This window comes from Bacillus solitudinis, from assembly GCF_002797395.1.
Lineage (GTDB): Bacteria > Bacillota > Bacilli > Bacillales > Bacillaceae_D > Halalkalibacter_A > Halalkalibacter_A solitudinis.
In genome coordinates, this window is sequence record NZ_KZ454943.1 from 3,964,908 (window position 1) to 3,991,379 (window position 26,472).

A 26,472-nucleotide genomic window follows, 5' to 3' on the forward strand; every position below is an offset into this window, starting at 1 on the left:
GGGGGAGTGAAAATGAAACAGAAAATAGTACTTTCAATTCTAGTTTTTTCGATAATTTTCAATGGATACTTACTTTATAGTAATAACCACAAGCAAACTATAATTGATGAAGTTATATCATATAAACTAAATGCGGTATTAGCTGATAGTCATGGATTAAAAATGGCAATTGAGTCACAATTAGAAAGTGAAACTGAAAACGGTCAGCTACATGAAAGACTTCAACGTTTAATATTTACTACTCAGTCTGCTGAAAATGTTCTTCGATTGAGTAATAACTCCTATAGATTGAGGGTCGCATTAAAACAATACTGGTTTAATCTAGATACAATAACATTAAATGAGCAAAACTTATTATTACTAATGGAAGTTATTGATACGCAATTTAACGATTACAAAATAGAGGCTTATAATTGATGTTCCTCTTCAAATTGTATCAGATAAAATTGTCGAAATTTTTTTATCCTAATAAGTTCGTGAAAAGTTGTACTTAAACAAACGGGTGCGAATGTTAAACAAGGGTATTCGCCTTTTCTTGTTGAAGTAAATGGCAGTTATATGTAGTATGATTTTCCACCGTATTCAACGTAAGTTAAGATACGAAAAATGCTAAAGTTGTATCTTTGTAGAAGCATTATATATAGTAAGTAATTATCGTTTTTACAGTTAACAAACATAGGACTTATGAGGATTGGAAAAATAAAAACAAAAATTTAAATAGCTAATCTTTATTCAAGTAACGGTAAGTTTTACTGGAGGTGAATTTTTGGATAGGTTTCTATTTATTTTTGGACTAATAATATTTGCATTTTGCCTTATTTTCTTTGTGATGAATTTCATTGGGGAATATGATGCGATGATACTATTTGGGACATTGTTTGGAATGCTAAATGCAAGTATTGCAATGGGTGTTTCTGATATATTAAGAGAATTGAAAAGCAAAAAATAAGCAATATGTGAAACAATGTACTTAAATTAACGGGAGCGAGTGTTCAATAAGAGCAGTCGCTTCTTGTGCTAACGGAGCAGGATAGTTTAAGAAAAAGGATGAATTTACATATTTAAACAACGTATAATGATTATACATATTACTTATAAGTATAGGAGGATATATGCCGAAAATTGTATTCACTGGTGGGGGTTCTGCTGGGCATGTAACACCGAATATTGCAATAATTAATGAACTTAGTAAGGATTGGGATATATTTTACATGGGTTCTAAAAAGGGGATTGAAAAAGAGCTAATACAAAAATTAAGCATTCCCTACTATGGGATAAATAGTGGGAAACTCAGAAGATATATAGATATTGAAAATTTGTGGGATATGTTAAGAGTAATAAAAGGCTGTTTTGAAGCAAGACGTATATTAAAAAAATTAAAACCCAATTTAGTATTTTCTAAAGGTGGATTTGTTTCAGTTCCTGTTATTTTAGCTGCAAAATCCTTGAAAATACCTATATATATTCATGAAAGTGATATGACACCTGGACTAGCAAATAAAATTTCACAAAGATTTTCCACGAAAATTTTCACCTCCTTTGAGGAAACTAGCAAATTTTTTCCAAATCATAAAACGAAAGTTATTGGTTCGCCAATTAGAAGTGAAATATTAAACGGTTCTGAGGAAATAGGTAGAAAATTTCTTGATTTTGATAAACATAGCCCAATATTAACCATAATGGGTGGAAGTCTGGGAGCCAAAAAAATAAATGAGGTAGTCCGAAAATCTTTAAAACAATTAACTGCTAAATATCAGGTTGTTCATTTGTGTGGTAAAAATAACTTTGATGATGAGTTATCGGGTTATCCAAGGTATAAGCAATTTGAATATGTTCATGATGAGTTATCTGATATTTTAGCTGCTACCGATCTAGTTATTACTAGGGGTGGTTCTAATGCAATCTTTGAATTTTTATCCTTAAAAATACCAATGATTATTATCCCACTAGGATTAAACCAAAGCAGAGGCGACCAGATTTTAAATGCAAAGGCTTTTCAAGAAAAAGGATATTCACTTACCTTGGAAGAAGAAAAACTTAATAGTGATACTTTGCTTGAGCATTTAAATACTGTCTACAAAAACAGGAATGAGTTCGAACAAAATATGAAAGAGTCTCAGAAAATGGAAGCATTACAAACACTAGTAACGGAAATTAATAAAGTGAAAAAAATGAAATAGAATAAACCCTATTTGTAATTCCTTATTAAGCTAAAGGGTGCGTTAGTAAAATTGCGGGCTGTAAGGGATGCAGCTCGTTTTTTCTATACCCACTTATTGGAAGATGATGTTAAACTAAAGGAGCAGAATAGTTAAATAAATCACTAATAATGTATAATTTAGCTAGATAACAAAATTTTGGTATTGAGATAAGTAATTTAAATGAACAACAAGGAGATTAAGAAAATGAGAATCCCGATTTATCAGATTGATGCTTTTACAAATGAACAATTTAAAGGAAATCCAGCGGCAGTATGTCCATTAAACGAATGGATAAAAGATGATTTAATGCAAAAGATTGCAGCAGAAAATAATTTATCTGAAACAGCCTTTTTTGTAAAAAAAGATGATGAATATGAGTTAAGATGGTTCACTCCAAAAGGAGAAATAGACTTATGTGGACACGCAACATTAGCGTCTGCTTATGTAATCTGCACTTATTTAGATGAAAATTTAAAGAATGTAACGTTTAATACAAAAAGTGGAATTTTAGAAGTATCTAAGGATGGTGGTCTGTTTACACTCACTTTTCCTTCCAGAGAAGGAGAAAAATGCGATACTCCAGAGGAACTTATTAAAGGTTTAGGTAATGTGCCTAAAGAGGTCTATAAGTCAAGAGACTATTTGGCGGTATTTGATACAGAACAAGATATTTTAGGTCTTGAATTAAATATGGACGAACTAAAAAAACTAGATGGTTTTGGTGTAATAGTGACAGCTAAAGGAAAAGAAGTAGATTTCGTATCAAGATTTTTTGCACCAAAGGCAGGAGTAGATGAAGACCCTGTTACTGGTTCTGCTCATTGTACGTTAGTTCCGTATTGGAAGAATATATTAAATAAAAATGAATTTGTCGCATTGCAATTATCAGAAAGAGGAGGAAAGCTATATTGTACTGATTTAGGTGAAATGGTAAGGATGTCTGGAGAAGCTGTATCTTATTTAGAAGGATATATAAATGTTTAAGAAAATTAGTTCCAAATTAAAAACTTATTGAGCTAACGGGAGCATTACCGCAACAAGGGTAATGCTTTTTTCTTTAAGTAAAGGGCAAAATAGTGGAGTAGAACCAGTGTTATAATCAATTTCATTACAGTTAATTACAAGGAGTTTGGATAAGTTATATGGATATCAACTTATTAAGATTTGCAATGGAAAATGATAAGCTTGATGAAGCAGAAAACATATTAGAGAAAATTGGTACAAGTAAGAATATAGAGGCTATCCCTTTACTTATTAAATACTTGAAAACCACAGAAAATGTTCTATTAAGAAATTCAATTGCTTTGACGTTAAGTGATATAGGAAACGAAGAAGCAGTACAACCGTTAATTGATGTGATTAATGACCCAAAAACTTTAGGAAGTAGAGGGACACTGCTATATGCACTTGAACCTTTTGATTGTTCAGCACATTTAGAAACGCTAATTTATCATTTGATAACTGGAAACTTTGAAGTACAAGCCCAGGCATTTCAACTAATAGAATCCATTAATGGTGAAGTATCTGATGAAATATTATTGAAATGTATTGTAAAGGTAAAAGATGAACTAAATGAAATAAAACGGCAACAGGAAATACTGTCAGATACTTTAGAAACGTTGTTTTCTTTTAAGAAAATATAATTAATTCTTGTTTCACTAACGGGTGCAATAGTGTAATAAGGAGTTGTCAAGACGGCAGCTCCTTTTATTAATGTTAATGCGTAGTAGACTAGATACTGTGTAATAAAAAAGCGCCTGAATAGAAGCGCTTTTCATGAGAAGAAATCTTTTAGCTGATTTTCATTTTTTTGAAGTTCTCAAAGAAAACCTGTGTAATATAAAGAAATACAGCTCTAATACAGAGGGTTACGTAAAACTGCGTTTTGCTCATACCTCTTAACGTTAAAAGGCCAAACCTACTAACTATATTTAGGAATACAAAGGCGAAAATAGCATTGGAAATCGTTGTGAGTAACATAAAAGCAGGAAATTTTCCATAAGTAAACTTTAATGTCCAAAGAGAACTTATTATATAGGGGCCTAAATTATATGGAGCACCCCCTATTAGCTTTGGATGAAGCTTTACATTGAATTTCCACCAGTCTAACTTAACTGCTAAATAATCTTCTAAAAAGCCAAGTCCACTCATTAACAATGATGCTGGGAGAAAACGTTTGAAGGATTCCCTTCCAATAAAGGGAGTTGTAAGCCATGGAAAGATTAAGATTAACAATAACAAAAGTTTTTTTATGTTCACTAATAATCAACACCTTTTTAAATTTTAATTTTATTATTTGTCAAAAGATATAATTAAATTTAAAAAAAATGAAATTCTTAATGAACAGTTCAAATATAATGCGCAGCAAACCTTATCTAACTGAGCTAACTTTGTGAAATAATGCACTTAAACTATCGGGTGCTTTAGTTTAATAACGAGTACAGCCTCTTCCATTTTTGGAGGTGGCTGTTTTTTTACACCTCACGCAAACATTTGACCGTAATCAAATTGGATTCCTGACACATACCTCAATAATCGCTTCAATTTCTTCAGCCCTTACTCGTCCAGTACCAGCCTTTTGAGCAATCACTTCACCCTTACAGTGATTTTGAGGTTACTAATACCCCTTTTCTTATTACTACCTCCACGTTTCTTTGGCTTTCTATCAACACTTCACGCCTTTTAAAGACTCCTTAAAGAAGGTAGACCACTTACCAAGGTAACGAGTTTCTGTATAGGCTTTTATAAGAAAAAGTCGAAATAGTGTTATTAGAAAGTCGATTGTAAGACAGTAATCATCGATCGGATTGTTTAAGATGAAGGAAATGAGGATTCTACTCATATGGAGCCATTTATTTAGACCAAAACTGGTTCATTTTAGAAAGCGCTTTATTTACTGGGTAAGGGGTTACGGTCCGATACCTATTAGCGAAAGAATCCGATGATTACATAAAAAAGGTGGTGTTCTGGTATGAAATATAACAATCCTGTTATCACTGGTTTCCATCCCGACCCTAGTATTTGTCGTGTTGGAGATGACTTTTATCTTGTTACAAGTTCGTTTGAATATTTTCCTGGTGTGCCTATTTTCCATAGTAAGGATCTTGTAAACTGGGAGCAAATTGGTTATTGCTTAGAACGAAGCAGCCAATTAGATTTGAGTCACGCGAAAAGTTCGCTCGGTATTTTTGCCCCAACGCTTAGATACCATAATGGAAGGTTTTACATGATTACGACGAACTTTACGATCAAGAAAAATTTTATCGTATCGTCCGAAAAACCAGAAGGTCCTTGGTCTGATCCGGTTATGTTGGACTGGCCAGGGATTGATCCATCGCTTTTATTTTGTGATGACAAGGTCTATCTCACGGGTACTCAGGATATTTTTTCTTCTGAGACGGTTGGGATTTATCAAGCGGAACTAAATGTAGACACAGGGGATATCCTCACTGAACGTAAGTTGATTTGGGAAGGAACAGGTGGGGCATATCCAGAGGGACCACATCTTTATAAGATAAATGGGTTGTACTATTTGATGGTTGCAGAGGGAGGCACGGATTATGGCCATTCTGTGACGGTTGCTCGCAGTCAACAGCCATATGGTCCATTTGAAAGCCATCCGTCTAATCCGATTCTTACACACCGTGGTAGCAATAGCCCCATCCAAGCGACGGGTCATGCAGATTTGATTCAATACTCAGACGGTAGTTGGTGGACGGTATTTTTGGGGATACGGCCTGCACCGGTTCCTTTTAGCGGAAGCCATCATCATTTGGGAAGAGAAACCTTTTTAGCGCCCGTCGATTGGACAGAGGATGGGTGGCCTGTTATCGGATCGAAGGTAGCGTTGGAGATGGATGCTCGTACACTTACACTTAACGAAGCGGTGTCGTGGAAAAGTAAAGACGATTTTAATGAAACGACATTGGATGTTACCTGGAACTACTTGCGTAATCCATATGAGGAGAATTATTCGTTAACAGCGAAGCCTGGCTATCTTACATTGTATGGTTCAGCAGTGAGCTTGAATGAAATCGATTCTCCGGCTTTTGTTGGTCGTAGACAACAGCACTTTAACTGCAAGATTTCCACCTTATTAGAATATTCGCCTTGTTTTGAAGGGGAAGAAGCGGGATTGACGGTTTATATAAATGAGAGATTTCATTATGAAATTGCGTTGGGGATTCGATCCGGGAAAAAGAAAGTGTTTGTCAGACGTAAAATTGGCTCGCTCTGGAAAGTAGAGTCGGAGCATGACTACACACATAATCGCATTATCCTTTCCGTTCACGCAGATGCGAAGAATTACACGTTTGGATATATCGTTGACGGCGAAATGATTGAGCTTGGTATGGGGGAATGTTTCTTGCTCTCTTCAGAAGTGGCTGGAGGACATACTGGCGTATACGTTGGAATTTATGCGACTGGAAATGGTCAAAAGGATACGACGCCTGCTTATTTTGATTGGTTCGAGTATGCGATTAAATAAATTAATGGTTTTCGAAAGGGGAACGAATAAATGTCGGTAATATTTTCAAGTGACTTTTTGATTGGCTCTACAACTGCAGCATACCAGGTAGAAGGCAACAACATTAATAGTGATTTTTGGGCTGAAGAGCATGCCGAAGGGTCTCCGTATAAAGATAAATCTGGAGATGCCATTGACCACTACCGTTTATATGAGCAAGATATTGCGCTTATGGCTTCTTTAGGATTAAAAGCTTATCGGTTTTCGTTCGAGTGGTCGAGAATTGAACCAGAACCGGGACAGTATTCTCGTTCGGCTATCGAACATTACCGAGGGATGCTGGAGACATGCTATAAATACAAGATTACACCTATCGTAGCCATGCATCATTTTTCTTCACCAAAATGGCTAATGCGGATGGGCGGATGGGCAAGTCCTGAACTTCCTGAGCGTTTCTCAAAATATTGCGAAGTAGTGTTTAAAGAACTCGGCGATTTAATTCCATATGTATTAACAATGAATGAGGTAAATCTGCCGGTTATGCTACGAGAGACTTTTACCGCAATTGGATTTGTACCGCCAGTTGGAATAGATAGAGAGTCTTGGGTTGCACCAAAATGGAGAGAGTCTGCGGCTAAATTGTGTGGTACAACGACAGAGAACTATTTCACGTTCCACATGGTTTCTGATGAAGCATCGATTCAGCTGTTAAAAGAGACACACCGAAAAGCAAGAGAACGCATTAAACGAATTCAGCCCAATACAAAGGTCGGATTTTCGATGGCCTTATCTGATGTTCAATCCATCCCTGGTGGCGAGGAAATCGCGAAGAAAAAATGGAACAGTTATTTCGGACAATTTACCGATATGATCGAAGGTGATGATTTCTTCGGATTACAAAATTATACGCGTGAAGTATATGGACCAGAAGGACAAGTGAAGCCGCCAGAAGATGCTGAGCTGACACAGATGGGCTATGAGTTTTATCCAGAAGCACTGGGTCATGTGCTTCGAAAAGTAGCGAGCGTTCTATCGATTCCTATCATGATTACGGAGCATGGCGTTGCGACGGACGATGATGAGAAACGGGTCGAATTTATTCGTAAAAGTTTAGAGCGAGTAAAGGCTTGTTTAGATGAAGGGATTGACGTGAGAGGTTATCTTCACTGGTCGACATTTGATAACTTTGAGTGGAATTCTGGATATTCAATGAAATTTGGACTCATTGGTGTTGACCGGACGACACAGGAAAGAAAAGTCAAAGAAAGCGCACGTGTACTAGGTGAGATTGCAAACGTGAGTGCACGTTCTGATAGTTTTAACAAGCTATGAAACTAGATTTATGATATTGGAACTTACTAGAGGCAGAAGGGAAGGAAAAAAATATGCTAACGGTTTGTAAACTTACTTGTGAATATCAAACGGTATTATTAGGAACAGACATTGCCAATCCAAGGTTTAGCTGGCAATGTAAATCGGATAAAAGAAATACAAAACAAAGAACCTTTCATGTAATGGTGGCTACTGATCCTGAATTTAACAGCATTATGTGGGATACAGGAGAGATTAACAGTAATCAAAGTACCCATATTACCTATGCAGGTGAACCTTTGAAATCGTTTACGCGATATTTTTATAAAGTTAAAATTTCAGATAATCATGGCCATTACTCGGAATGGTGTGCAGTAAACTGGTTTGAAACGGCTTTTTTAAATGACGAGGCATGGAAAGCCAAATGGATCACACCAAAAAAACAAGAGGTTGCAGAGGAAATATTTGCCCTTCGACAAGTGATTTCAGTAAAAGAAGAGATTCACTCTGCTAGAGTCTACATCACCTCTTTGGGTCTTTACCAGCTGAATATGAATGGTCGTATTATTGGAGATGCATTACTAACCCCAGGCTGGACCAGTTATCATCATCGCCTGCAATACCAAACGTATGATGTGACCAAAAATCTTGCAAAAGGGAACAATGCGCTTGGAATCCTGCTCTCTGAGGGTTGGTACAAAGGAATGGGTTTTGATGGGCGATATGAGTACGGGAAAAACCTATCAGCATTAATGGAACTACACGTTGTCTATCAAGATGGGAAAAAAGAGATTTTTACATCAAACGAAGAGTGGAAATCAGGTAAAAGTGCATTCCTTTCGGCGAGTATTTACAACGGAGAATCTTATGATGCCAGACTTGAGACAAAATGGAGTGAACCTGAATTTAATGATCAAGATTGGGAATTTGTTGATTGTTCGCTAGTACCAAGTGGCAAACTAGTAGCGCAAGAAAACGAACCTGTTCTCGTAACCGAAACGATTAAACCAATTAACTATATCGTGACGCCAGAGGGTGATAAAGTTTTAGATATGGGGCAAAACATGGTTGGTCGGATGAGACTACGTGTGACGGCACCAGAGGGAACAAAAATTGTCTTGAAACATGCGGAAGTTCTTGATAAAGAAGGGAATTTCTATACAGAGAATCTCCGCATCGCCAAGCAAGAGGTGACCTATATTACAAAAGGAGAAGGGGAAGAGAACTACGCACCGACCTTTACTTTTCAAGGATTTCGTTATGTCAAAGTAGTAGGGTTCCCTTCCGAAGACCTACCTTTGGGTCAGTTTGTAGGGGAAGTTATTCATTCAGATATGGAACGAACAGGGACATTTAGTACAGATAACGAGCTAGTCAATCAGTTGCACAGCAATGTGGTTTGGGGACAACGCGGGAATTTTGTTGATGTTCCGACAGATTGTCCACAACGGAATGAACGTTTAGGGTGGACTGGAGATGCTCAAGTATTTATCGGAACAGCTCTGTATAACTACCAAGGTGCGTCTTTCTTTAAAAAATGGCTCGCTGATTTAAGAGTCGACCAAAAGCCGGATGGGCAGATACCTTTTGTTATTCCTGACATCATCCCAGGAGATCAGGTTGCTTCAGGATGGAATGATGCAGCGACGCTCATCCCTTGGACCGTCTATCAAGTGTACGGTGATAAGCAGCTTTTAGCAGAACAATATGAAAGCATGAAAGCATATGTAGAGAAAGTGAGAAGTCTCGCAACCAACGAAACGGTGTGGGAAGCAAAAATCCAATTCGGTGATTGGTTAGCACTTGATGGAGACCCTCATTCGCCAGTTGGTGCAACGCCTATCCCGTTGATTGCAACGGCGTATCATGCCTATTCCACGCATATTTTAGCGAAAACAGCTGACGTATTAGGTTTTGAAACAGATGCCAAAGAATACTTTGCTTTATACGAACGAATTGTTGCTGACTTCCAAGCGGAATTTACGACACCAACCGGAAACATTATCGGCGGAACGCAAACGAGTTATATTATTCCTTTAGCGTTTCAATTGTTAAAAGGAGATGCGGCTAAGAAAGCGGCTCATGAACTGCACAGAATGATTGTGGCAAACGATTATCACCTGACAACTGGGTTTTTAGGAACGCCTCATTTATGTTCAGTTTTATCTAAGTACGGCTATCATGAAACGGCGTTAAGATTATTGCTTCAAGAGAATTATCCGTCTTGGTTGTATGAGGTGAAAAGCGGAGCAACAACGATTTGGGAACGATGGAACAGTATCAATCCGGATGGGACATTTAATGATTCTGGGATGACTTCGTTTAACCACTATGCCTACGGGGCTGTGGCAGAATGGATGCACCGAACCATTGCCGGAATTTCCTTAGATGAAACCGTACCTGGCTATAAGAAAATCACGATCAAACCAATCATAAGTCCTTTAGGGATGAAGCAAGTTAAAGCAAGCTATGAGACGATGTACGGTGAAGTTAGAAGTGAATGGAAGCTCGAGGGCGAAAAGGTAACGTTAAACGTTGTTATACCAGAGAATACAGAAGCAACGATTATTCTCCCTGCTCAAGCACAGACCATCACAGTAGATGGGGATGGCGTGACAGGATTTGAATTCAGTTTAGGGTCTGGCGAATATCTCTTCTCGTTTCTGTTGCTTAACGTAAACAAAAAGATGTTCACAAACGAAAGTGTTCTCGGTGAGTTAATTTACTATCCGGAAGCAAAGGCGATTTTAGAAGAGTATTTAACGAACGTGATGCATGGTGAGATGCCTCCTCACGTCGCTTTCCAAATGATGAAGGGGATGACTTTTAAGGAATGTAAGGTCACACCAGAGACTGGAATCCCTTCTGTCAAAGTCGATGAAATACTAAAACGAATCAATGAAGCCGTCAATAAAAGATTGGGGGAGGCGCTGACGAATGGTAGCCACTAATCAAACGGTGAATTTAAAGGCTAATCCGTATCATTTAGATGCCCAAGCGATCTCCTGGGTCGAGACGACATTAGAAAATATGACAACAGAGGAAAAAGTCTGCCAATTATTTGCACCAATTGGGTTTAATCCAGACCCTGCCTTTTTAACAGATTGGGTTCGAAAATACAAACCAGGTGCAATGATGTTTCGTCCATTGCCTGGAAAAACGATTCAAGCAGCAAATCGAGCCCTACAGGATGCAAGTGACATCCCAATGTTGTTGGCAGCGAACGTGGAAGACGGTGGCAATGGCATGATCGAAGAAGGGACGTTTTACGGGAAGCCACTTCAAGTCGCGGCCTCTGATGATGAACAAGCTGCCTATAAATTAGGTGAAATTGCTGGGAGAGAAGCGGCTGCTGTAGGAGGGAACTGGGCGTTTGCTCCGATTGTAGATATTGATTATAACTGGCGAAATCCCATCACTAATTTAAGGACGTTTGGATCTGATCCCGAGCGTGTGTTACTTATGGCTAAAGCGTATAAAAAAGGGTTTGAGGCTTCAGGTGGGGCGGTTTCGGTGAAACACTTTCCAGGAGATGGAGTAGATGAACGGGACCAACACTTACATGTGACGTTTAATACATTAGCTGTAGATGAGTGGATGAAGACATACGGGAACATCTATCGTGATTTAATTGAGGATGGCGCCCATACGGTCATGGTGGGACATATCGCATTTCCAGAATATTCTCGTATGAAGGGGATACCGGATCAAGAGCTGAAATCAGCGACCCTATCTCCTGAGCTATTACAAGATTTGTTGAGAGAGGAATTAGGCTTTAACGGGTTAATCACGACGGATGCAACTCCAATGGTTGCCTTTGCGACAGATAAGAAAAGAAAGGATGCCATTCCTCAAGCGGTTGCTGCAGGATGTGATATGATTTTATTTACTCGTAATTACGATGAAGATTTGCAGTCTATGCATCAAGGGTTAGAAACGGGGATTGTGACAGAAGAGCGATTAAACGATGCCGCCAGACGAATTCTCGGTGTGAAAGCTTCGTTAGGCCTACACAAAAAAGAAAAACTTGTTCCGGCTGAGGATGCATTAAACATCGTTCATTCGGAGGAATCTGTGCAAGCATCTAAGGAACTTGCGGATAAAAGCATCACACTTGTCCGTGATCGTGAAGCAATCTTGCCTATTACTCCTAAACAGCAGAAGCGCATTTATTTAATGCCACTTGGCGTATCAAGTGATGAATCACAAATCAGTCATCTGGCTCAGGTGCTAGAGCAAGAAGGGTTTGACGTTGCTGTCCAAGATATTAGAACATTTGGTGGAGAAAAGGCTGGTCAGTCGTTGAAGGACTTAAAGGAATCCTATGATTTAGCGTTATTCGTTGCGGTTGAACGAACAAGCAGTAATCGCACACAGGTTCGCTTAAATTGGAATCCGTTTATTGCCATCGATTCACCTTGGTTCTCGACGGATGTTCCTACGATTTTTGTATCTTTAGCAAACCCGTATCATCTCATTGATATACCGTATGTATCGACGTTTATTAACGCTTACTCGGATAATAACGTAACAGTAGAAGCACTTGTAAATAAGTTAGTTGGTAGAAGTGAGTTCAAAGGGATTTCTCCTAGTGACCCATATTGCGGAAACCGCTGGGATTTACACTTGTATGATTAAGGTGGTGTAGCTCTACTGTATACGGTATGGTGAAAGAGGAGGGGTTAGTCAGGTAGGGACAGGTTAACCTCTAGCTCTTGGTTATCGGTGTTTAAACGAAAATATGTCATCTGAAACGTTTCTTGCCTTTTGGTAAGAAGCGTTTTTATTATCGCATATGCGAAATTCCGGCTCTGCAATCTTACACAATCAAGATTTTTTAGACAATTTGAAAAAGCGAGCAAAATCTATTGAGAAAGCAGACCGTTAGCGATTATAATGGGGACAGGATATTATTTATGTTTTTATTATGTATTTAATTAAAATATTAAGTTTAATGATTTTGACTAGAAAAGGGGATATACGATGACAGAAAACAAGGCAATTCGTTCATTTCAGAACCAGATCGTTGTCCACTATCGTTTCAATGATCCGGATAATGTCGGAAAAGATCATTCAGGTAATGGCAATAAGGCCACAGCAGAGGGGAGTACAAAGCCGGTCGTAGAAACGGTTGGGGGCAGAACCGCAGTTACGCTTGCAGGTGGCCAAAACGGGACTTCTTATATGAAACTACCATCAGGTTTTCTTAAAGACATTAACGATTTAACGGGAATTACCGTTAGTACGTGGGTTTACTTGAGAAAAGGTGAGAATGTATGGGAACGTATTTTTGATTTTGGAAAAAATGCAGTTGGACCATACTTGTTCTTATCACGAAACTTACGCGGCGTTTGTTTTTCAGATTCAGATCTTGTTGCTGATGCAGGAAGAACGTATTCTTCAGGTGAATGGATTCATGTCGCAATGTCGGTTACTGGAACAGAAGGTGGGACATTAAGCAGTGCTGGGCCTGTCATTTATGCGAATGGGGAAGTGGTGGCTGACGGTTCGATCAGTCAAACGTCAAGTGGTACATATAAACGCCTTCGCAGTTGGTTTGAGACGTTTTCTGATCCAGCGGGGTACAGCAATAATTATATTGGGCGTTCGCAACATGAAGTCGATGCGGATTTTAACGGTTCTCTTTCTGATTTTCAGGTGTTTAAAGCAGGTTTAACGCAAGATGAAGTAATCGAAGTGATGTGTGAATCACTTACAGACGGAGAAATCGTTCAACTTGCGAAAGATAAGTATTTATCGTTTCCGATCACGATTGTTTCAAAGGATGTTACCTTACCTTATTCGCTTATGGGTGGAAAGGTCGCGGTTTCTTGGACATCAAGCGATCCTTCCGTGTTATCGAATGATGGGGTAGTAGGGGATATTGATGAAGCAAAAGGTGTAACCTTGACCGCGCTTTTAAGTAAAGGAACTGACACAGCTGAAAAAGAATTTACGGTGTCCGTTCTTCCAAATGGAGTCCCTTCTCATTTATTAACGATTGACGGGAGCCAGGAAGTTCTTGAGATTAGTGAGACGTTATATGGGTTATTTTATGAAGATATTAACAACGCAGCGGACGGCGGGATTTATGCGGAGCTTATTCAAAATCGTTCGTTCGAATCATTTGCATTTGAGACGTATTCTCATGCGTCAGGGGAGTGCGGCTGCTCTTCAGGCAGAAACCATCAACCCCTTCATGCCTGGTTTGGTGATGTCGATAAAGTAACGGTAGAGAATACAGGCGGCTTGAATGAGTTTTTTGGAGTGGCAGATAAAGACGTTAATTCTCATTATCTGACTGTTCCTAACGGCAGCACGCTTATAAATAAAGGTTTCACCGATTCAAATCACCATTGTGCGATTTCAATTAAAGAAGATGCACAGTATGATTTTACGATCTGGGCGAAAGCGGAATCGGCGGGAACGATTACTTTGCAGCTGCAAGCACAGGACGGCGAGACGCTTAGTGATAGTGTAACAGTGCAGGTAGAGGGCGGCAACACATGGAAAAAGTATGGTGTTAACTCGAATATTGTATTGACTGGGTCTAAAACTGAACTTGGTCAGCTTGCTTTGAGTTTTAAGGGTGACATGTCAATTGATATGGTTTCATTGATGCCGCAAGAGGTTTGGGGTGCAAATGAGGAAGAGCGCTCAAACACGGCTCACGCTAACTATAAAGGAAATCGGAACTATCGTTTACGAAAAGATTTGGTGAATGCATTGGTTGACTTGCATCCAACATTCTTGCGTTTCCCTGGTGGTTGTATTTCAGAAGGCTCCTACATTTGGGATAATGTTTATGAATGGAAAGATTCGGTTGGCGATATCGAGCTGCGTAAAGAAAATTTCAATGTTTGGGGCTACATGATGACGATGGGGTTAGGCTACATGGAGTATTTCCAATTAGCTGAAGACCTAAATGCTACGCCTTTACCGGTTATGGCTTGTGGTGTCCTTTGTCAGGCTCGTTCCGATTATGTCCATCCGGCAGGCGGAGAGCTTAGAGATCATTTTGTGAAAAGCTTTACTGATTTAATTGATTTCGCGATTAGCACCGATTTTGAACAGAATGAATGGGCAGCTTTACGTAAGCATATGGGTCATGAAGCACCGTTCAACCTTCGCTACTTAGGTGTAGGTAATGAAAACTGGGGTACGGAATTTTTTGCGAACTTTGAATACTTTAAAGCGGCGATTGATGAATACATGAATGTTCATTATCCGGATCATGAGCTCATTATTCTGTCAACTGTTGGTGCGCAAGCGGATGATGATGCGTATCAAGAGGGCTGGAAGTTCCTTAGTGGGAATGTTGAAGGAAGTGCAACGATAAACTTTACGGATGGTAAGACGGTAACGGAAGAAACGGTCACTTGGTATGAAAAACAACCGAATTATATGGATACAATTGCGGATGAGCATTATTACCGTTCCAATGAATACTTGTTAAACAATGCGGATCGGTACAATTATTATTATCGAGTCTATCAGCCAGACGGTCGTCTGACTGAAACCGAGACATCGAAGGTTTTTGTTGGTGAATTTGCTTCGACCGATAAGAATACATTGGCTGGTGCAATTGCGGAAGCAGCTGTGATGACTGGTTTTGAACGAAATTCTGATGTCGTGAGGTTGGCAGCCTATGCGCCGTTATTTAACAAAGTATTGACGGATGGGACGTATCGTTGGACGCCTGATTTAATTTGGTTTGATGATGAAACTGTCTGGTACACGCCGAACTATTACGTACAGCATCTGTTTGGAAAATATCTTGGCACGAAGTTGTTAGGGACTTCTTTCTCTACGTACAAAAATGGAAACCTGACAGAGCTAACTCCACGGGGTGGAATTGAAATTGCTACAGGCGATGCCGAGATTCATGTGAAGCATGTAAACGTGACGGATAATCGGAGTGGTGAAGTGCTATTTGAACAGGATTTCACGAAAGAATTACATCCGGCATGGGACGTGATTCCTGGTTCTGCTGGCTACACAATTGATTCGGAAAAAGGTCTTGTTTTGCATGCTCAAAATGGGGGGCTGAACGGGTTATATATTTTAAATGAGAGCTGGACTAACTATAAGCTTGAAGTGAATGCGACAAAAGTATCGGGGGCCGATGGTTTTTATGTTGGCGTAGGTTTGACGAATATTTCGCCAGAGAAAAAAGATGTTCTTGAATATGCTGTAGGCTATAACGGAAATGCCACTGGTGTTAAAGTGTTCAAAGAAGGGATTCAAGGGTACATGCTAGGCGACTATTCATCTAGTACTGCAGCCGGGAACCTTCGAACAAGCTGCTACGAAGAACTAGCGGATCAGACACCATACACAATTTCAGTCAACTATGGTGGAGAAACAGGGAACCGTCTCATCTGCTCCTACACAGATGGTACGTTTACAAGCAAGGTGTTGGACTACATGCTAGAAGCGTATAACCGCGAGATTTTCAATTCTGTTACGAAAGACGCTGATCATGTTTACGTGAAGCTGGTTAATGCCGATCCATTTGAAAAAACAACGAAAATCTCGTTGAAGGATCTTACTGTTTTAGAAAAAGCACGAATGATTACGGTAACGGGAGACGCCTCTCTTGTTCATACGCCAAATGTTAACAAGAAAAATGCTGAACAGGTGGTTCCAACTGAAAAGGAAATCCATCTTAATGAACATTCTGTTGTTGTCACGTTATCAGCAGACTCCGTTAACATTCTTGTGTTAGACGTAAAATAATAGATAGTTTAAGAGAGAGGACATGCGAAGGAAAACAAGCATGTCCTCTTCTCTGATTAAAAAAACGATAAAAAAATTTTTTATTTATAAGGAAGAACATCAAATTAGAATCATGTACAATAAAAAAGAATATTTAGAATTGGGTGTGTAGCAAATGAAGGTAATCATGCATTGATACGGGACTACTTAGGTGATTGGGATAGCATCAAAAAAGCGGAGGATAGTGAACAAATAAAGACTCGGAACTAGTGAAAATGTAGTATAATAATAATAATTAAATAGTAGTTGGCAAACTATTCGAAAGCATAGGACGCAAAGCCACGGGTCTAAGCACAGCATGACAGCCGGGTTACAAAGGGACTAATAAGTAAACTGCTGTAAAATAGCAGTTTTTTTGCTTTTTACAATGTATTTCAATTTTGCTAGGTTCAATCAAAGCCAATTTATTATGACTTCGCGTTTACAATTATAGTCGAGAGTGTCAATGTTAATGAAGCAGGCTTAGGTTGTAATAAAAATAGATTTTAAGTTTTTATAGAGCTCATTATAGTGGAGTAGGTGGTTTTTTTGGAAGTATTATTTTACTGTGTATTGTACCTGATTCCCGCATGTATTTTTATTTTTATGGCAGGCATGATTTATAGTCATAACCGTCATAGTGCTAGGCATATCACATGTAGTCTATTGTATGTGTTCTCATCAATGTGGTTTTTCGGTGTATTTACTTCTGTGATTATTTATCCGAAATACTTTAATATGATTAGTCTTTATTGGGTGAATGGGGGTATAGCCATTGGCTCCTTATTATCTCTACATCTTTGGTTAATGAATGCAAATTTGTATAACAAGAAAAATGGGAAATATCTTAAACTTTTATTTGTTCCAGGTATTGTGATGTTAATGACATTACCTTTTGAATCATGGATGTTAAAGGGGGATGTCCATTCAATAGAATCAGTGTATATCCCTGGAACTGGATTATATTTGCTGTGGTTGGTTGATTTTTCATATCTTTTTATTGTCATTATCTTAACGATTCTAGAAATGAAAAAAGGAAATAATGCTGCAAAGTTATGGTTTAAAGGAATCGTATTATATTTTGTATGGATAGCAGTTACGTTATCAGCAGCCCTGCTTTTTGAAAATACGAGTATTTCCAACTTTTTTTACTTTATTATGCCGCATGGCACTTTATTATGGGCAATTGCTATCTTCATTAGTATGTCAAGATTCGATTATTTATCGTCATACGAGAGACGTTATAATATTTTATTTCAACGGTCACCAATAGGAATTCTCATGATCGATGAAGAAGCGATCGTTCATGAGGTAAGTCCACAAGTTCCTAACTATTTAGGTGTGACAAGGGAGGAGCTTATTCAATCATCCTTACTCTCGTTTTTAAGTGGAATAGACAGGCAAACGTTTATTCAGGAGCTGCAAAGAGTATTTAAACAACAACTAAAATTGGAAAATGTTGAAATCTCGTTTGTTAATAGATTAGGAAAACAGCTAACGTTATTGATTGATTCCGATTTTATTATCGTAGAAGGAAGAACGCTACAGTTTGTGATAGTAAAAGACATTACGGAAACGAAAGCCAAAGAGGAGAGAGTACAGTATCTGGCTTACAATGACCTATTAACTGGCTTGTCAAACCGCGCTGCATTCGAAAAACAAATAAATGATTTATTAAGCAGCAAAGAGAAGTTTAATCTTCTATTGCTTGACTTAAACAAACTGAAGCAGATAAACGATACATTCGGACATCAAGCTGGAGATCATGCCATACAGCATATTGCAAATATTTTACAAGAAGTAACTGAAGAGAAACATCATGCCGCGAGATTAGGCGGGGATGAATTTGTTCTGTTACTTGCTGTTGAGGAAACAGAGAAAATTATCGAAAACATTCAACATAAGCTAGCCATACCATTGAAGCTATTTAATCAAAACCAAATAAGTCTATCTGCTAGTATGGGTATTAGTTGTTATCCTCTTGATGGCGAGACAATAGATGAATTATATAGTGTAGCTGACAAACGTATGTATTTAGAGAAGCATAGTGCTAGGAAGTGCTAAACCGGATGAAATTTAACCGCAGAATTAATGGTGTGTACAACGTCCGGTTCGGTCCACCGGTACCATTTAATCATTTATAGGATAATTAGTTCAATATAATGCTAATTATCCTTTTTTATTTTCATATTTAACATAATGTATAAAATGAATAATGTGGTAGCAGAATCTGGGGTAAGTAAATCCACGCAACGCTTTATAACGATCCAGAACTCAAAGAACGTCGAAAAGGCATTTAATAAACTTTAATGCGATAAATTTTCCATTTTAATAAAGGCCTTCGATTCTTGTGCTAAGGTTCTGGTATTTTTTAGCTGAATTCTAAATCGGTTAGGTTTAGTGTCGCAAAAATAACCCCCTAACAAGATAGGACAGTTTTTTTCTTTTTGGGAAAAAGGTGGAGATAATAAAAATCAAGCATTTTTTGGAATTTATTGTTAAATTAAAACGAATGATTTTAATTGGTTTTGTACGTAAAAATATTACTAAGATGTTAATATGTTAAAGGGTTGAGAACGCCAAACTGAATATAAGTTTGGCGTTTATCAAATTAAATCATAACTTTTCGATTATTTAATTCGAGTAAACTTACAGTTGCCCAACCTTTTATTTCTCTTTTTAAAATACTAGGAAAATCTTAAGAATTGCATTAATTAGTTCTTAAGATTTTGTTGATATCATTCAGTAGAACGAAGAATAAAGAGGTGATGATATCCAATGTTTAAAATCATATTTAGGAGGAAATTTCATGAACATCTTGGTTTGTGATGATGATAAAGCAATTGTAGATGCAATAGGGATCTATTTAGAAAATGAAGGCTATCAAATATTCAAAGCTTTTAATGGACTAGAAGCTATAGAAGTAATTGAAGAGCAGGAGATTCATCTTATTATTATGGATGTGATGATGCCTAAGATGGATGGTATCAGAGCTACTATGAAAATTAGAGAAAAAAATAATATACCCTTGATCTTCCTTTCTGCAAAATCTGAGGATTCGGATAAGATATTAGGATTAAATTTTGGTGCAGATGACTATATTATCAAGCCGTATAATCCCTTGGAACTAATAGCAAGAGTTAAGTCACAGCTGAGAAGATATACATCATTAGGAGGTCTTGAAACTAGGAGTAATCTATTTCGAACAGGGGGACTAATTATCGATGATGAAAGTAAAACAACTACAGTCGATGAGGTAGAAGTTCATGTTACACCGGTGCAATATAAGATCCTAAAGCTACTGACTGAAAACGCAGGTAAAGTATTCTCCATTGAGGAAATTTATGAGAAGGTATGGAACGAACCGGCCCATAGTCCAGAAAATACGGTTTCTGTTCATATAAGAAAAATCAGAGAGAAAATTGAAATAAATCCGAAAGAACCAAAATATTTGAAGGTGGTGTGGGGGGTTGGATATAAAGTTGAAAAAATATAGCCATTTATTCATAACAAAAGTTGTTGTTTTTATTATTGCAATCATCTGTTTGACGGGTGCCATGAAAGCAGTCGTAGAAGTTGAGATTGAAAATGATGCGGAATTTAGTAATGCGGTGGAAGATCATTATTTTCAAAGTTGGTCATATATACAGGAAAGTGAAAAACTCGTCCGTAATCTCACAATCCTAATAGATGACTATAAGAATGAGGAACATATTTTAAGTGGCGGAACCATTGGTGAGGGTGAATGGAGAAGAGTAGAAGAAAACTTATTTTCAGATTTTAAGTTCCATTCTAAAAGTTATAATCCTGAGTTAACGAAAGAGAAAAATTATGAAATGTTTAAGCAACAATATGTTGACGAAATCTCCCAGGCAAAAGAAAAGATGATAAAGGATGATTTAAAAGAATATCATTTACTTATGCAAAATCTAGAAGAGTATGAGGTACCATTGTTTTATGCCAATGATGGCACAAATGTGTTTACAAACACTACTTTGACAGAAAAAAGGCAGTTTGAAACCTATCCGTCTTATATGATATTTGAGGATTATAAACAAGAGATGTTCCCAAAGGAAACGAAAGAAAATGAGTATTTATATCGATTAACACAACACCTAGATGGATTGGATCCAGAAAAGACGGTTGTTTATGTTGCCTTTACGGAAGAATTTTTAGATTTTAAAACAAAAGAATGGCAAGAAAACAAAACTATTGCTACAAAAAACTTATATAAATTAATTGGATTTTTAGTAGGATTTATTTTTTCATTTTCCTATCTCGTACTCGTAATAGGAAGAAAGTCATTTAAAGATCAAGAGTTACATTTTCACGCAATAGATAAACTATACAATGATATAAAAATAGGGATATGTATATTTATTATACCTCTTTGGGTTTTGTTGGTAGATGAGGCCTCTGAAAATATTGATATATTCCTCTTACCAATAACGGTTCCTATTGCCATTGTTGGATTAGTACTGTTACTATCCCTCATGAAGCATTTTAAAAATAAAACATTTTTCAAGCATACATTGATCTTTGATCTAATCTATAAATTAGTTACATTTGTAGGTAATGTCTATAGAAGCGGTAGTATCGGAGTAAAAACGGTGTTAATCGTAATTGGTTATCCAATATTGGTTGCTTTGACGTTCTTTATGTTTCCGGTAACCATTGGAATAGCAGCCTGGTTTGCTTATAAAAAGATCAAGTCCTTTAAAGCATTACATGAAGGGGTAGAAACAATAAAGGATGGAAATCTTCATCATCGGATCGAAGTGAGTGGAAAAGGGGAGTTTGGAAGACTTGCTTCAAATATTAACAGTATCACTGATGGTTTGAAAAAGGCAGTTGATAGTGAACTCAAAAGTGAGCGGTTAAAAACGGAACTATTCACTAATGTATCACATGATATAAGAACTCCATTAACTTCTATTATCACGTATGTTGATCTATTAAAAAATGAAAAGGACTCATCAAAGACCGAAGAATATATTGAAGTACTTGACCAAAAATCGAAAAGGCTAAAAATATTAACCGATGATTTATTTGAAGCAGCAAAGGCTTCTAGCGGAAATATTCCCGTTACTTATGAGAAAATTGATATCGTATCTTTAATTACCCAAGGTCTAGGGGAAGTAAATGACAAAATTCAAACAATGGATTTAGAATTTAAGATGAATTATCCAAAGGATAAGCTCTATATTACAGCAGATGGAAAATTATTGTGGCGATCCATAGAGAACTTATTATCAAATATATTTAAATATGCAGCCGATGGGTCAAGGGTATATATAGATATTGAGGATTTGGGCAACGAAATGCTTCTTACCTTCAAAAATATTTCAGCAACGGAGTTAAATATCTCAGCAGACGAATTAATGGAACGCTTTAAAAGAGGGGATGAATCCAGAACTAGCCAAGGCAGTGGATTAGGCTTATCCATCGCGAAAAACCTAATTGAAATCCAAAAGGGGAGATTTAACATCCACGTTGACGGCGATTTATTTAAGGCTAGTATCCACTTACCTAAGTATAAATTTAGTAATAAGTGATTGGTAATTGCAAAAGAATTGAATAAGGATATCATCACGTGTCTGGAAGGTGCTATCTAACACTAGTATTTACTCGGAGGTTATCGAACAAAAGAGCATTTTTTGTTGAATCAGAAAAGCAAAAAAGAAAGAGGAATGGTATCTAACATTCCTCTTTTACTATAATGACGAAGGTCTGAACCATGTCTTTTAAAGTGATTATCATCACAAAGTTATCGATGTTTTTGACGTATTCCTTAAGAAGAGGCAAGAGGGGTATCATTCAAGGACGGAACAGTTTAGTTTAATTTGAAAATAGTTAAATGAGGGATATGTTGAGTGGATAAGGGCCAACGTAAGATTTGGAATGAAAACCATAAAAAAATTAGAGAAACTCTATTAAATTCAGAAAACGATAATGAAGCAGGACAATTGTTTATCTCAGTTCATTCTTCTCTACACTCTTCTTCCATTAGTCACATGAGTGAAGCTACCCCATAGCAATTGAGTTAGTGAGCAGCTTGGATGAAAAAACCTTTAGACAATATTCAGTATCAAATCCTGATACAAGAAATTCGATTGCGTGGCATTTGTGGCATATTACCCGTATTGAAGATATGACGATGAATCTATTAGTGATTGATAAGCAACAAGTTCTTCATACTATATCATGAATAATTTAAGTCCCATGACTAAACACCAAATTGTTTTAAATGGTGGTCAAGATGCTTGTAGATTCCTTTTCCCCATTGTTCGGAAGTAAGTTTTCCGAAAAAAGGATGTGGATGACCTGTACAAGCCTCTGGTCCATTCTTTTGAAATGTTATAATTTTTTGTTTCAGTTTTTCTCTTTCTTTTTCAAAATCTTTTTTACATGTAATGAAAATGGTTGGAATAGTAGACATATTGTGTGGTAAAGGCTTGTCATTATAAAAAATGGGTTTTGCAAATCTACCTACTAATAACCCTAACCAACCTCTTGGGGGTAAAGAATATCCCATAGCGATATCTTGGAAAGATGAACAATGAGCTAACATTTGGGAAACATTCATTTTTCCCCATTTTGGTTGTGAATTAACGCTTAAGTTGTCGATACGTTTTAATATTTCATCTTTATACAAGAGCTCAAAAATATTATTCATTAAAATAACTCCTTTAGTTATGTTGATTTAAACCTATAAAGGTACGTTTTTATTTAATTTACAATTCAACGTCAATGTTATTTTATCCTTCTTAAATGAACGGGAGCGATTGCGTGATAGAGGGTAATCGCTTTTTGTGTTGAATTATTGAACTAACTATGGCTACAAGAATTATATTTATTAGAAGGTAAACAAATGACTTTTTTAATATATGGTGCAATCTATTTAACCCCACTATTAGTAATAGGATTTTGTTTAAATTTAGTTACAATATTAAGAAAATCTCTGCCAACAACAATCTGGACCATTTAATTGAATAAGATTAACAAAAAGTCGATTTCCCAACGTAAAGGAAATTGACTTTTTGTGATTAAATTTTTTCCTAATTATAAAGGTTTTGCTTTATGTTCGATGAATTTTAAAAATGCTGTTGACTATTCAGTCGAACTGTATTACATTTTTATAAAGTCGAACTATATAGTTGAACTGAATTGAGGGTGAGAGTATGAAACATAAATTATTGCCGTTGTCTGAAACCATGCATTATATTTTATTAGCCCTACGTGAACCACTCCATGGCTATGCCGTAATGCAGAAGATAGAAAAAATCAGTAAGGGTACTGTTATTTTAGCGGCTGGTACATTATACGGTGCAATTGAAAACTTGAATAAACATGGTTGGATTGAACCTGTTGGAAATTCGGGTCGCAGAAAAATTTATATGATAACTACAGAAGGAAGTGCCATTTTGAAAATGGAACAAGAAAGGCTATCGCATATTTTATCATTGTACGAAGGAAGTGAATCCAATGAAGAAGTTTAACGTGTTTTTTAATATTGAAAGAGAAGAGCAATGGCTGAACGAGCAATTACAAAAAGGGTATCGCTGTACAAAGATTAGTGGATTAGGAATATACACTTTCAAAAAAACTGACAAAAGATATGTTATGCGACTTGATTATCAAGATTATTTACCAAAGAAAAAGTTCGAGGGATACAAAGGGATATATGAAGATTTTGGATGGATTTATATAAAGGGGTACTGGCTGGGTGGAATACGGTATTGGCAAAAAGAAGATGGTGAACAAAATGAAATCTTCTCAGACCGCCAATCAAAGGGTAATTATTATAAAAGATTAATGAGTTATTCATTTGTGTTGGTGATGCTGGGTTTGGCTTTTTCTTATATGCTTTACAAGGATTCGGGATTTTCGGGATTATATTTTGAAGGTCTTTGGAATATGAAAGGTGCATTATTTTGGAAAGCATTTTTATTTGAAACTCCATTTGTCCTTTTGAAGTTGTTTCCCGCACTTCTGGTTGTTTTTTTTGGTAGCAGTTTCTATAAAGCGTATCAAAAGTATTCAATGTTAAAAGAAAAATAAAGATGTTGTTATATTGCCCAACACCTCTCCTTTAACACAGTTAGAAATAGTAAACAACGGTACTGCCACTAAAAATGATAAAAGTTATGGAATAAGTATTGTCCATAATAAAGTAATAGACAAAGTAGTTATTAAGTATAGTTATTTAGGTTTTTCTTTTGTAAACACTGTACAAATAAAAAAATAATATTGATGAGGCAGTTTAGTGATATAAGACATGAAGCATCCTTTAGTGAAAAAACGTCTAATTGCAAAAGGGGGAAGTACAGTCATGAAAAAAGTTTAATTTATATTTGTTTTATTATTTACGCTCTTAATTGCAGGTTGCAATGTTCCAGATTACACTCCTTCGTCTGAAGATGTTGTAGATATGCACGGGCAAATTGAAAATACGGAGAGATTTACGGAGTTCCTAAAAAATGTTGAACAAGAGCAAAAAGATAATATTAGAATAGTCAGATATACAGAAGAAGGTGACCCAATGCTTCCTGACCTTGAATACGATGGTGAAATTATAAAATCAACAACGGACACACGAAGGGATAAATTTGGTGAAGGAAGCATAAAAACTACGATTTGTACCTCAATGGAAGTGGTCGAAACTACAGAGAGAACTGATTACATTCTTGATGGTTGCGAAAATATTATAGATAATAAAATTTTGGCCATTCGGAAATAGTGGTAATTTTTTCTCTGCAAAAAGTTTGTGAAGGAATGTACTTAAAGTAAACCAGCTAATAGTTTGTCAATATTTTTCAATAAAAAAGTTTAAATGCAAATGATATACTAAAAATGAGTACACTAAATAACCTACCATTTCTCAGCACTTGGAAGGTTTTGGACTATTTAGCTAGACGTAGTGATTATACGACATCTTGGAATAATGTGTTGCTTTTTAACAGGGCAAAAATCCAATGTAAGAGCTTATTTACACAAGCAATGACAGCTACTTTGAAAGGTTTTCCTTCGTCACGTTTCTTATCGTAGAACTCACGTAATTTCTTATTACGAGGGATAATCTCATCACTCGTTTTCTTTTTACGACAGTCTCGAATGGCACAACGTACTGCCATATATAATGCATGACGAAGCCTACTGGAACCACGCTTGGTAATTCGATTCTTTGTAGCCGTGAATTTACCAGACTCAAAAACGCTTGGATCCACTCCCGCGAAAGCCACTAGCTTCTTTGGGTGATCAAATCGATCAATTTCTCCAATTTCGGATATAATCGTTGCCGCGATCTTTTCTCCGATACCAGGAATTGATTTGATAATTTCATATTCTTCAATTTCTTGCGCAAAGGTATCTATCTCTGATTCTAACTTTGATAGGTGCTCTTTGTATTGGAGAATAATAGTAATAAACATTCCAAGACTCAAAATGTGACTCTGATAAACGGCTCTCTCAAACGGATTTCGAATTGCCGCAGCTTTGATTTGTGCTGCTTTATCACTAGCCCAACTACGTGAACGACTCTTACAATACTCGTGTTTTTTTTCGGTCAAGGTCTCATCACTGGCATTTAAAATATCTTCAGACGAAGGAAATTTCTTTAAAGTTAATAGCGACACAACCGAATATAAATCCCCAAACACACCTCTGAATTCAGGAAATACTTGATCTAAAATCGCTTGGAATTGTAGTTTTGTCTGAATTAAAGTACCAGTAATA

General features: G+C 36.9%; 20 protein-coding genes, 2 pseudogenes and 1 riboswitch. Of the genes and pseudogenes, 18 read left to right on the forward strand and 4 right to left on the reverse strand.

The genetic code is table 11. From position 1 onward, the window contains the following. The 5 genes from CEF19_RS19365 to CEF19_RS19385 all read left to right on the forward strand — a co-directional run. Positions 1-417: hypothetical protein (locus CEF19_RS19365; protein WP_227522035.1), on the forward strand; the 417-nt coding region annotated here is incomplete at its 5' end. Between the two features lie 349 nt (positions 418-766). Beyond that, entirely contained in the window at positions 767-949 is a 183-nt protein-coding gene (locus tag CEF19_RS19370) for a hypothetical protein (protein WP_100407587.1), read from the forward strand. Between the two features lie 163 nt (positions 950-1,112). Then, positions 1,113-2,180: an undecaprenyldiphospho-muramoylpentapeptide beta-N-acetylglucosaminyltransferase gene (locus tag CEF19_RS19375; protein WP_100407588.1), complete on the forward strand. Its 1,068-nt coding sequence runs from the start codon at positions 1,113-1,115 to the stop codon at positions 2,178-2,180. 225 nt (positions 2,181-2,405) lie between these two features. Continuing rightward, the gene (locus CEF19_RS19380) at positions 2,406-3,185 is read left to right on the forward strand and encodes a PhzF family phenazine biosynthesis protein (RefSeq protein ID WP_100407589.1); all 780 of its coding nucleotides are present in this window, start codon (positions 2,406-2,408) and stop codon (positions 3,183-3,185) included. Between the two features lie 158 nt (positions 3,186-3,343). Then, positions 3,344-3,844 carry a HEAT repeat domain-containing protein gene (locus CEF19_RS19385; protein WP_100407590.1) on the forward strand — a complete coding sequence of 167 codons (501 nt, stop codon included), beginning with the start codon at positions 3,344-3,346 and terminating at the stop codon, positions 3,842-3,844. A 148-nt stretch (positions 3,845-3,992) separates the two neighbouring features. Here CEF19_RS19385 and CEF19_RS19390 read toward each other — a convergent pair whose 3' ends face one another. Beyond that, positions 3,993-4,460 carry a hypothetical protein gene (locus CEF19_RS19390; RefSeq protein WP_100407591.1) on the reverse strand — a complete coding sequence of 156 codons (468 nt, stop codon included), beginning with the start codon at positions 4,458-4,460 and terminating at the stop codon, positions 3,993-3,995. 271 nt (positions 4,461-4,731) lie between these two features. Beyond that, positions 4,732-4,905 (reverse strand): annotated as a pseudogene (locus CEF19_RS19395) (IS1595 family transposase); the annotation flags it as partial. A gap of 267 nt (positions 4,906-5,172) precedes the next feature. Here CEF19_RS19395 and CEF19_RS19400 point away from each other — a divergent pair. The 10 genes and pseudogenes from CEF19_RS19400 to CEF19_RS23590 all read left to right on the forward strand — a co-directional run bounded on the left by CEF19_RS19400 (position 5,173) and on the right by CEF19_RS23590 (position 22,945). Then, a complete protein-coding gene (locus CEF19_RS19400) occupies positions 5,173-6,690 on the forward strand; it encodes a glycoside hydrolase family 43 protein (protein WP_100407592.1) in 1,518 nt (505 codons plus the stop codon). Between the two features lie 30 nt (positions 6,691-6,720). Continuing rightward, on the forward strand, positions 6,721-8,001 hold the full coding sequence (locus tag CEF19_RS19405; protein WP_100407593.1) for a glycoside hydrolase family 1 protein: 1,281 nt from the start codon (positions 6,721-6,723) through the stop codon (positions 7,999-8,001). 53 nt (positions 8,002-8,054) lie between these two features. Beyond that, entirely contained in the window at positions 8,055-10,931 is a 2,877-nt protein-coding gene (locus CEF19_RS19410; protein ID WP_100407594.1) for an alpha-L-rhamnosidase, read from the forward strand. After that, entirely contained in the window at positions 10,918-12,618 is a 1,701-nt protein-coding gene (locus CEF19_RS19415; protein WP_100407595.1) for a glycoside hydrolase family 3 protein, read from the forward strand. The genes CEF19_RS19410 and CEF19_RS19415 overlap by 14 nt, the downstream gene beginning before the upstream one ends. A gap of 363 nt (positions 12,619-12,981) precedes the next feature. Continuing rightward, positions 12,982-16,719, forward strand: coding sequence for an alpha-L-arabinofuranosidase C-terminal domain-containing protein (locus CEF19_RS19420; protein WP_198510379.1), 3,738 nt, complete (start codon positions 12,982-12,984; stop codon positions 16,717-16,719). A 277-nt stretch (positions 16,720-16,996) separates the two neighbouring features. Continuing rightward, positions 16,997-17,076, forward strand: a riboswitch (cyclic di-GMP riboswitch). Positions 17,077-17,286: 210 nt separating this feature from the next. Then, a complete protein-coding gene (locus tag CEF19_RS19425) occupies positions 17,287-18,801 on the forward strand; it encodes a GGDEF domain-containing protein (protein ID WP_100407597.1) in 1,515 nt (504 codons plus the stop codon). 311 nt (positions 18,802-19,112) lie between these two features. Beyond that, positions 19,113-19,221, forward strand: a pseudogene (locus CEF19_RS23870) (MepB family protein); the annotation flags it as partial. A gap of 325 nt (positions 19,222-19,546) precedes the next feature. Continuing rightward, positions 19,547-20,233 (forward strand): response regulator transcription factor, encoded by a 687-nt coding sequence (locus CEF19_RS19435; RefSeq protein WP_100407598.1) that lies wholly within the window; start codon positions 19,547-19,549, stop codon positions 20,231-20,233. Further along, entirely contained in the window at positions 20,208-22,292 is a 2,085-nt protein-coding gene (locus CEF19_RS19440) for a HAMP domain-containing sensor histidine kinase (protein ID WP_100407599.1), read from the forward strand. The genes CEF19_RS19435 and CEF19_RS19440 overlap by 26 nt, the downstream gene beginning before the upstream one ends. A gap of 500 nt (positions 22,293-22,792) precedes the next feature. After that, positions 22,793-22,945, forward strand: a complete 153-nt coding sequence (locus CEF19_RS23590) for a hypothetical protein (protein ID WP_198510326.1) — start codon at positions 22,793-22,795, stop codon at positions 22,943-22,945. Between the two features lie 18 nt (positions 22,946-22,963). Here the strand turns inward: CEF19_RS23590 and CEF19_RS19445 are convergent, their stop codons facing one another. Then, a complete protein-coding gene (locus CEF19_RS19445) occupies positions 22,964-23,413 on the reverse strand; it encodes a DUF1569 domain-containing protein (RefSeq protein WP_100407600.1) in 450 nt (149 codons plus the stop codon). Between the two features lie 505 nt (positions 23,414-23,918). On the opposite strand from CEF19_RS19445, the gene CEF19_RS19450 reads away from it, so the two are divergent. The 3 genes from CEF19_RS19450 (at position 23,919) to CEF19_RS19460 (ending at position 25,477) form a co-directional block, all read left to right on the forward strand. Further along, on the forward strand, positions 23,919-24,236 hold the full coding sequence (locus CEF19_RS19450) for a PadR family transcriptional regulator (RefSeq protein WP_100407601.1): 318 nt from the start codon (positions 23,919-23,921) through the stop codon (positions 24,234-24,236). Next, complete coding sequence (locus tag CEF19_RS19455) at positions 24,223-24,798, forward strand: DUF2812 domain-containing protein (RefSeq protein WP_100407602.1); 576 nt, start codon at positions 24,223-24,225, stop codon at positions 24,796-24,798. The genes CEF19_RS19450 and CEF19_RS19455 overlap by 14 nt, the downstream gene beginning before the upstream one ends. Positions 24,799-25,114: 316 nt before the next feature. Further along, the gene (locus CEF19_RS19460; RefSeq protein WP_264755157.1) at positions 25,115-25,477 is read left to right on the forward strand and encodes a DUF4362 domain-containing protein; all 363 of its coding nucleotides are present in this window, start codon (positions 25,115-25,117) and stop codon (positions 25,475-25,477) included. A gap of 184 nt (positions 25,478-25,661) precedes the next feature. Here the strand turns inward: CEF19_RS19460 and CEF19_RS19465 are convergent. Beyond that, a partial coding sequence (locus CEF19_RS19465) for an IS110 family RNA-guided transposase (RefSeq protein WP_100407604.1) occupies positions 25,662-26,472 on the reverse strand: 811 nt, incomplete at its 5' end.